General features: G+C 43.5%; 8 protein-coding genes. 3 read left to right on the top strand and 5 right to left on the bottom strand.

What is annotated here, in order from left to right; all coding sequences use genetic code 11:
• The 3 genes from VB714_RS16445 to VB714_RS16435 form a co-directional block, all read right to left on the bottom strand.
• Positions 1 to 2,283 (bottom strand): ATP-binding protein (locus VB714_RS16445; protein WP_323225725.1); only part of this gene is annotated, 2,283 nt, incomplete at its 3' end.
• Between the two features lie 586 nt (positions 2,284 to 2,869).
• Positions 2,870 to 3,877, bottom strand: coding sequence for a zinc-binding alcohol dehydrogenase family protein (locus tag VB714_RS16440; protein WP_323225724.1), 1,008 nt, complete (start codon positions 3,875 to 3,877; stop codon positions 2,870 to 2,872).
• Between the two features lie 60 nt (positions 3,878 to 3,937).
• On the bottom strand, positions 3,938 to 4,465 hold the full coding sequence (locus VB714_RS16435; RefSeq protein ID WP_323225723.1) for a phosphoribosyltransferase: 528 nt from the start codon (positions 4,463 to 4,465) through the stop codon (positions 3,938 to 3,940).
• A gap of 128 nt (positions 4,466 to 4,593) precedes the next feature.
• On the opposite strand from VB714_RS16435, the gene VB714_RS16430 reads away from it, so the two are divergent.
• The 3 genes from VB714_RS16430 (at position 4,594) to VB714_RS16420 (ending at position 7,586) form a co-directional block, all read left to right on the top strand.
• The gene (locus VB714_RS16430) at positions 4,594 to 6,264 is read left to right on the top strand and encodes an MFS transporter (protein WP_323225722.1); all 1,671 of its coding nucleotides are present in this window, start codon (positions 4,594 to 4,596) and stop codon (positions 6,262 to 6,264) included.
• A gap of 61 nt (positions 6,265 to 6,325) precedes the next feature.
• Positions 6,326 to 6,925 carry a Uma2 family endonuclease gene (locus VB714_RS16425; protein WP_323225721.1) on the top strand — a complete coding sequence of 200 codons (600 nt, stop codon included), beginning with the start codon at positions 6,326 to 6,328 and terminating at the stop codon, positions 6,923 to 6,925.
• A gap of 61 nt (positions 6,926 to 6,986) precedes the next feature.
• Positions 6,987 to 7,586, top strand: a complete 600-nt coding sequence (locus VB714_RS16420) for a Uma2 family endonuclease (protein ID WP_323225720.1) — start codon at positions 6,987 to 6,989, stop codon at positions 7,584 to 7,586.
• A gap of 11 nt (positions 7,587 to 7,597) precedes the next feature.
• Here the strand turns inward: VB714_RS16420 and urtE are convergent, their stop codons facing one another.
• Positions 7,598 to 8,299, bottom strand: coding sequence for an urea ABC transporter ATP-binding subunit UrtE (urtE, locus tag VB714_RS16415; RefSeq protein WP_323225719.1), 702 nt, complete (start codon positions 8,297 to 8,299; stop codon positions 7,598 to 7,600).
• A gap of 36 nt (positions 8,300 to 8,335) precedes the next feature.
• Positions 8,336 to 9,481, bottom strand: coding sequence for an urea ABC transporter ATP-binding protein UrtD (gene urtD / locus VB714_RS16410; RefSeq protein WP_323225718.1), 1,146 nt, complete (start codon positions 9,479 to 9,481; stop codon positions 8,336 to 8,338).
• Between the last annotated feature and the right edge of the window lies 1 nt (position 9,482).

Raw genomic sequence — 9,482 nt, 5'->3', positions numbered from 1 at the left:
TTGTCCATAAGCCGAGGCGATCGCTCTCAGGGCATCGGATTTGGAGTTTGGGTCGTCAATCTCCTTTGCCGCTTCGAGAGCCTCCTGCAAGAGTTTCTGAGCCGCTTTCTCATCTTTGAGTTGTCCATAAGCCGAGGCGATCGCTCTCAGGGCATCGGATTTGGAGTTTGGGTCGTCAATCTCCTTTGCCGCTTCGAGAGCCTCCTGCAAGAGTTTCTGAGCCGCTTTCTCATCTTTGAGTTGTCCAGAAGCCGAGGCGATCGCTCTCAGGGTAGAGGATTTGGAGTTTGGGTCGTCAATCTTTTCGGCCTCTGCTACAGCCTTTTCCAATTGAACTTTAGCTTGGCTAGAATCCGTTCCTCGGGGGACGATCGCAGCAAATTCCTCGAGAAAAGTAGCTCGATCCGAATCGTTGTTAACATGATCGGCAACCAACTTAAATGCAGTTTCCCACTGCCCATCCTTCGCCACAGCCACAGCCACCTGTGCTTCTGTTGTGTCACCGACTTTAGCAAGGGAATTGCCCGTTATTTCCGATCGGACTTGCTGTATCTGTCCCTGTGGGGTAAAAAATAACCAACCGCTAAACAACACCACAACCAGCACTACACTCGCAACTGAACCCGTAACCCCATAAATGCGCCGCTTACTCAACCTCAACAGCCTTTCCTTTTGCCCTCGTTTCGCCCCCCAAATCAAATAAGGTTTTTGCCGCTCGATCACCCATAACTCCCGAATATCCAACAAATAACGAGACTTACCCTTACTCCCCAGCCATTCATTAACCCGCGTATCCAGTAACTTATTCGCCCGATCCGCCGCCGTCAACTCCTTCCCCGATAACTGCATCAACGCTGGGATCATGCGTTCGTGCGCCAACTCATAACCCCTCTTCCCCTCACCTTCCACCGCAGAGATCAAGCGTACATCTCCCCGTGCTAACCATACCGTTGCTTCCGCCACCTCCCTCGGTTGTACCGTTTCCTTCAGTTTCTCCCCCAACTCCGCCACCGTCATCACTCCCCCCCGCACCTGCCTCTCCAAATCCGTCAGCGCTAATAACACCTTAATCGTCCCCTGACGCTGACTTGCCAACGTTCTCGTTTCTAAAACCTTCTCCAAATACCGCTTTAATAATCCTTCAATTCCCCCCAATTTTTGAAACGCCTTCTCATTAAACGCCCGCAATTGCTCCATATTTTCCCGTTCCAGCATCCAGGCGAGAATCTGCACATCCACGGGAGAAATTAACCCATCTTCCCGACTGGCGAGTTCTTGTTGGCTCATTTTTTCAATGAAAGCGCGATCGAACTCCAGTTTTTCTGTTTCTGCAATCACCCCGAGAACCTCCGTCGCTTGTTGAGGAGAAAACTTTTTTAGGCGACATACTTCAAAAGGACTGGGGTTATAAGCCAACGCTTGCTCGATTTCAATCAGATAGTAGTAAAGATCGGCGCGAATGCTAAAAATAATCTTAACAGGGGGCTTTTCTGGACACTCATACCACTCCTTCAACTCTTGGATAAAAGGCTGGCGATCGCCTTCATATTTGCATTGAACGAAAAACTGTTCAAACTGGTCAAACAACAAAATTAGCGGCTTCGAGGTTGCTGCAACTGCCTCCTTAACCAACGCCAGAAAGCTCCCCTTTTCCCCCGTAGATAGGGATTTTAGGGAAAGTTGCTCGCCGATCGCCCTGCGAACCGTTTCGAGAGGATCGCGATCGCTAAAGCGAATGTAGACCCCAACAGAGGCGATCGCCTCCTCCAATTTCGGCAACAAACCTGCTTGTAAAAAAGAAGTTTTCCCGCACCCCGACTCTCCCACCAAATAGCCAAAGCGAAAGGAGGAACTTTTCAGAGAATGCAAACAGTCCTCCAAATCTCGCTGACGTTGCAAACGGCTAAAAATTTCCGCATCCCCTCGGGTAAAAGGCCGCAACCCCTTAATCGCCCTGCGTTCCTTAAAGTTATCTTCCTCCATTTCCGAGGGCATTGTCACCACCGCGACGATTAAAGCCGCGAGAAAAATCCCTGCAACTGTCAGCCAGAATGCCTTTCCATACCATCCCGGTAACTCGAAACTAAACGCACTTTTTAAAAATTGAGGGACAATTCCCCCCTGAGTACAAAAGAGAATGAGTGTTACATCAACCAGCAACAGCAGCGTAAACCAACTGCGACGGCGAATTAATTCCGCGATCCACTGAACGAACTTATCTAACTCTTCCGTTGTCTTTTTTATCGTATCTGGTAAAGGCGGTTTGGGAGACTCGGAACTCATGTTTGCGATATCCTAAAATTTTTTCTCTATCTTAACCATTTTCCTCGCTGGTATAGCGCTACGCGCTAGGCAATAGGCAATAGGCAACGGGCAATAGTAAGCGATAATGCCTGACTTGTCGTCAATTATTGCCCCCCTAACCCCCCAAATCTGGGGGGAACCGGAGTCAAAGTCCCCCACACTTGGGGGATTTAGGGGGCTGGCACTTTGGGGGTTACATTTTTTCTCTCTCCGATGAATAGTCCCTACCCAAATCTGGGGGGAACCGGAGTCAAAGTCCCCCACACTTGGGGGATTTAGGGGGCTGGCACTTTGAGGGTTACATTTTTTCTCTCTCCGATGAGTAGTCCCTACCCAAATCTGGGGGGAACCGGAGTCAAAGTCCCCCACACTTGGGGGATTTAGGGGGCTGGCACTTTGGGGGTTACATTTTTTCTCTCTCCAATGAATAGTCCCTACCTTGAAAGGGGAGGCTTGAAACCTACTGGTTTTGGTCAAAAAATAGAGGCGATCGCGCGATCGACTCTACTGGAGTTGTTTCGGGTTAGAGGAGATTAGCAATTATCATTATTAATCTCTGGTGAATCTAGCTAAAACCGTCCAAAACAGTCTTGCCGATCGCCGTGCCACTTTCTTGCAGTTCATGTGAGCTTCGCAGATTTGCGACACTTAAGTTACCGTGATGCCTGTTGACAGTTGAAATCAGGGTGTTGTTATCCAGCATATCTGCGACCCGATTTAAGAGGATGTGTTGTGCATCCATGTCCTCGGTTTGGAACATGGAACGGGCGAACATAAATTCCCAACTTACTGAGAGGGCTTTCGGTTTAAGGGAAACGATATCGAGGGATTGGGGTCCATCAATTAGGGCGATGTGACCGCGCGGTTTAATTAAAGTTGCGATCGCCTTAAAATGTTGTTCTGTATGGGTGAGAGAGGCAACATAGCGCGGCGAAATCCCCAGAGTCTTCATCTCTTCATCGAGGGGATTGCGATGATTGATAATATAGTCTGCACCCATCTTTTTCACCCATTCTCGCGTTTCAGAGCGCGATGCTGTTGCAATAACATTCAGCTTTGTGAGTTTCTTGGCCAGTTGGATCAAAATCGACCCCACACCCCCGGCACCACCGACGATCAGCAGTGATTCCCCCTCGCCCTCACCCTCCTTGAGTTTAAGGCTATCGAACAGTATTTCCCAAGCTGTAATCGCGGTTAGGGGCATTCCCGCAGCTTCCGCGAAACCGAGGGATGAGGGTTTGCGACCCACGATGCGTTCGTCAACAACGTGAAATGAGGCATTTGTACCAGGGCGAGTGATGTCCCCTGCGTAGAACACCTCGTCACCAGGACGGAATCGGGTAGTCCCGGAACCCACCTCTTTCACAATTCCGGCAGCGTCGAAGCCAAGGATACGAGGTTCACCCTCGGGTTGTGCCTTTCCTCGCACCTTAACATCAACTGGATTGACCGATATCCCGCGAACTTCTACGAGTAGGTCATTCGTGCCAGGTTGGGGAATGTCCGTTTCAAACTCGATTAGGGCATTTTCTGCCGCGATCGGACCTGCATCTGTGTAACCAATGGCTTTCATTATTTTCACTTATCTGAATTCGTCTTTTTTGCTTTTAACTCAGGCTTCTAAACCATTGCTTTATGATTCCACCATTGCCATAACCTCGTATTGATTAGCAATCTCCTCAACCGTTGATTTTTCGTAGTATTCAAAAGGTTGATGAATCCAAGGATTATCTGCAAGATAACTCACATAATAATCTGGCGCGATCGCGGAACATTCTTTATACCAAAGAACACCTGTACGAATTTCCTCAATCTCTGCACAATTCATCTGCAACCATTTCACCGACTCAATTAAACTCACCCCAGAATCCACCAGATCGTCCACTAATAGCACGCGACTGCCTAATGAAGATGCAGTCATCGAGAGATGTTGGGAAAAGGCAATTTCTCCACGCAAGCGATTTTCTTCGCCATGATAGGACATCGCGGAAAGAATGGCAAGGGGGCGATCGTATAAGCGACATAGTAAATCTCCCACCCGCAGCCCTCCTTTCGCGATACAAACAATACTATCAAATTGCCAACCCGAGCGATAAATTTTGGCGGCTAAACGTTCAATAGTTTCGCGGTACTCCAACCAAGACACATACATTTCCGGCATAGGTAGATGAGGATTGAGGGACAAATAATGTTACAACTTATGAAATTATTGCTAATTTTAAAGCACAAATCTGTTTTTTTGGAACTTTTCCTGTTAAAAAAGAACCCTACAACATTGGAGAAACGATCGTGAACAATATTTCGAGTCCCGAGGATCGAGGAGAAGGCGATCGCCCTCCTGAAGCGGAAAAGCTAAATTTTTCAACTAAATTGGCCTATGGTGCGGGAGATTTAGGTTCTGCTGTTACTGCTAATATACTGGTCTTTTTCCTGTTATATTTCTTTACTAATGTGGCCGGATTGTCGGCGGGTTTAGCTAGTTTGATTTTGGCGATCGGGAAGATTTCTGATGCTATTAACGATCCGTTGACGGGGATTTTAAGCGATCGCACTCGCACGGTTTGGGGAAGACGCATTCCCTGGATGTTAGGAGGTGCAATTCCTTTTGGACTTTTATTTCTCTTACAGTGGTTAGTCCCTCATTTTAGCGACAATACTAATCTCAATACTTGGTTTTTATTCACCTATTATATTCTCATTGCTATTCTGTTTAATTTAGCGTTTACTGCTGTTAATTTGCCCTATACAGCACTCACGCCAGAATTAACTCAAAACTACAACGAACGCACGGGTTTAAATAGTTTTCGTATGGCATTTTCGATTGGGGGAAGTATTTTTTCTTTGATTTTAGCACAAATTGTTTTTGGGTCTTATCCTGACGATCCTTTGACTCAGTATTTCTTGTTAGGTTTAGTTGCTTCTCTAGTCTCGACTATCGCTATTTTTTGGTGTACATTTCGCATTCAAGAACGCGGTGCAAAACCCTTACTTACTCTTTCTAGACGTAAAACTGTTGGCAAAATTCTCATGTTTGGGGGTTTGGGTTTCATTGCCTTTATTTCTGTTGCTTTCTTTACCAAAAATATTAATTTGTTCATCAATGTTTCGGGTTTATCTTTAGGAGTTTTAATCGTTGCTTTTGGCTGGACATTAATTGTTTCTAAACCCGAACAACATTTAGTAGATGATAATGCCATTAAAGCGCGATCGCTTGCTCAAGATATTCCCTCAATTCCTTTTGGGGAACAGTTAAAGATTGTTTTAAGTACCAAGCCTTTTCTTTATCTCATTGGTATTTATTTATTTTCGTGGTTAGCTGTGCAACTGGTGGCCTCAATTATGATTTACTTTGTGGTTAGTTGGATGGGGATGAAAGAAGGCGATTTTCCTCTGGTTGCGATCGCCATTCAAGGAACTGCTTTAGGGATGTTATTTGTTTGGAAAAAAGTTAGCGATCGCTTCGGAAAGAAAACGGTTTATTTTTTAGGATCGTCCATTTGGTTAGTCGAACAAGCACTTCTTTTTATCGTTAAACCCGGTCAAGCTGGCTTATTATATTTCTGTGCAGTTTTAGCTGGAATTGGAGTTTCTGTTGCTTATTTAATTCCTTGGTCGATGATGCCGGATATTATTGAATGGGATGAGTTAAAAACAGGCCAGAGACGAGAGGGAATCTTTTATGGTTTTATGGTTTTACTGCAAAAACTCGGTCTAGCATTGGCCTTATTAATTGTTGGTCAATCCTTGGATTTTGCCGGTTTTATCGAACGTTTACCAGGACAACCGATTCCCATTCAACCTGAAAGCGCACTTCTTGCTATTCGTCTTGCGATCGCCCCTTTACCAGCCTTATTTTTGATTCTGGGAATGATTCTGACTTATTTCTATCCCATTACTAGCGAAGTTCACGATCGCATTTGCTTACAATTAGCAGAACGAAAAAAAGCGCAAGAAAACTAAATTTGGTTTACAATATCATTAGAGAATTTCAAAGCGATCGTATTAGCTAGGAAAGGGACTCATGGTTGCTGCAATTAAAACTCGCTACTACACTCCAGAGGAATATTTAGCACTGGAGGAACAAGCGGAATTTAAAAATGAATATCGAGATGGAGAAATTGTCCCCATGACAGGTGGAACAACCAATCATAATGAACTTGCTGGGAATTTTTATGCTTATCTCAAGTTTTTCCTCAAGAAGAAACCCTATCGCGTCTATATGGGAGATGTTAAACTCTGGATTCCTTCCTATCGTCAATTTACTTATCCTGATATAATGGTTATTCAAGGGAAACCAATTTATACAGATAAAAGCAAAACAACGGTTATGAATCCGATGTTAATTGTCGAAGTTTTATCCAAATCAACCCAGAATTACGATCGCGGAGATAAGTTTGAATACTATCGATCGATCCCAGAGATGAAGGAATATATTTTAATTGACCAAAAACGATTTTATGCCATGCAATATGTTAAAAATGATGCGGATCAATGGGTTTTAAGTGAATATACAGGGGAGGAAAGCGCGATCGCCTTAAATTCCCTCGAGTTTGAGATTACTTTTAGCGATCTTTATGAAGGAGTTGATTTCACTGAGGAAGAAGAAGGCGATCGCAGATAGATTTACTTTATAATGTCATTAGATAACTTTAAAGCGATCGCATTAGCTGGGAAAGTAACTCATGGTAACAGCAATTAAAACGCACTACTATACTCCAGAAGAGTATTTAGAATTGGAAGAACAAGCGGAATTTAAAAGCGAATATCGAGATGGAGAAATCGTACCGATGGCAGGTGGAACAACCAATCATAATGAGATTTCCTTGAATTTTGCCGCTTATCTTAAATTAGCACTGAGAAAGAAACCCTATCGTATCTATATGGGAGATGTTAAACTTTGGATTCCTTCCTATCGTCAATATACCTATCCCGATATAATGGTTATTCAAGAGGAACCTGTTTATATGGGTAAAGGTAAAACAACGGTTATGAATCCGATGTTAATTGTCGAAGTTTTATCCAAATCAACCCAGAATTACGATCGCGGAGATAAGTTTGAATATTATCGATCGATCCCAGAGATGAAGGAATATATTTTAATTGATCAAAAACGATTTTATGCCATGCAATATGTGAAAAACGATGCGGATCAATGGGTTTTAAGTGAATATACAGGGAAAGAAAGCGCGATCGCCTTAAATTCCCTCGAGTTTGAGATTGCTTTTAGGGATCTTTATGAAGGAGTTGATTTTACTGAGGAAGAAGAAGGCGATCGCGATTAAAAGAGCAAAAATTAAACAGCCAAAAATTGTTGAATCACATCTTGACTCAATTCGCTAGTGCTTCCCGATGCCACAATACCACCTTTTTGCATGGCATAATAGCGATCGGCTTGACGGACAAAATGTAAATGTTGTTCGACTAAAAGCACTGAAATTCCTGTTGTTTTAATAATTCCTTTTACCGCATTTTCAATCTCTAAAATAATCGAAGGTTGAATCCCTTCTGTAGGTTCGTCTAAAAGCAATAATTGCGGTTCTCCCATCAAAGCCCGCGCGATCGCCAGTTGTTGCTGTTGACCTCCACTCAAATCGCCTCCCATGCGGCTTAACATCGTCTTTAAGACCGGGAATAACTCAAAAATATGGTCGGGTATATCTTGCTTACCTTTTCTGCCTTGAGGACGCGCTTCTAGTCCTAAGAGCAAGTTTTCTTTAACCGTAATGCGAGGAATAATTTCTCGACCTTGAGGGACGTAACCGATCCCCATTTTAGCACGGCGATCGGTAGTTCTTTTGCCGATCTCTTCTCCTTTGTATTTAATTGTTCCCAGACGCGGTTTAAGTAGCCCCATAATGGTTTTTAATAATGTCGTTTTCCCGACACCATTCCGTCCAATCAAACAGACCATTTGTCCGGCTGTAACATTGAGATCGACATTGCGGAGAATGTGACTCTCTCCATAGTAAACATTGAGTTGAGAAATATTTAACATTGGCTAATCAATAATGGGTAATGAGAATGGATTAGTTTAAGATTTCGACATTGCTTGAACTTCTGCTTCTAAGCGTTTGACAGTTTCTGCGGGTAATTCGAGGAGTTTGACTAAATTGGCATAAGCGATCGCCTCTTCCTCATTAATTAAATCTTCACTAGGAATTCTTGCACTAGAACTAATGATTTCATAACTAAGTTTTAGCACTATTTCTCGTTCTGCAACAGTCTCCAGTTGAGGCACTAAATTGGCGATCGCAATATTCGTCCCCAAATAATCTTGCAATTCATGTTGTAATTCTTTTTGTTGTTGCTCATCATCCGCAAATTGACGACTTAAGCGGGTTAAAATTACATCAATTTCTTCTGGTGCAATATTACCATCTGCCCAAGCCATTGATGCAGCAATTCGCAACATAATCATTTCTTTTTCGCCAATAGAAGGCACTTGACCCAAGTACACTTCAATAACCCGAGGGTCATTTTGTATACGGTCCATATTACCTTCACACAATACCGAACCCTGGTGTAAAACAGTCACTTGACGGGCAATTTGACGCACGAACTCCATATCGTGTTCAATGACGATAATAGAATGACTTTCTGCTAAAGCTAAGAGTAAATTACCGACATTTTCGGTTTCTTCATCAGTTAACCCTGCAACCGGTTCATCAACTAACAGTAACTCTGGAGATTGAGCCACTAACATCCCAATTTCTAGCCGTTGTTTTTCCCCATGAGAAAGAAGATCGGCCTTCAGATCGGCTTTAGCAGTTAAACCAACAGTTTCTAATAAGCCAAAAACATTCCGCTTATCTGTCGCTGGAGGACGTTGAAACAGCGTTGCAAAAACATTTTTCTGGCGATTGCAAGCTAAATCTAGATTCTCTCGAACTGATAAATTAAGATAAACTCGAGGGGTTTGAAATTTGCGCCCAATGCCTAAACGAGAGATATGATGTTCGGCAATTTTTCGTAAATTCTTCCCTTTAAATCGTACTGTTCCTTCTGTGGGTTGAACTTTACCGGTAATAACATCTAAAAATGTTGTTTTTCCGGCACCATTGGGACCGATAATGACGCGCAACTCCCCCGTATCCATACTGAAGTTAAGATTATTCAGTGCTTTAAATCCATCAAAGCTAACTGTTAAATTATCAATCTCTAATATTTTTGCTGCCATT

It is taken from the genome of Spirulina sp. 06S082, from assembly GCF_034932145.1.
Lineage (GTDB): Bacteria > Cyanobacteriota > Cyanobacteriia > Cyanobacteriales > Spirulinaceae > CCY15215.
This window is presented reverse-complemented; position numbering and strand designations above follow the sequence as displayed.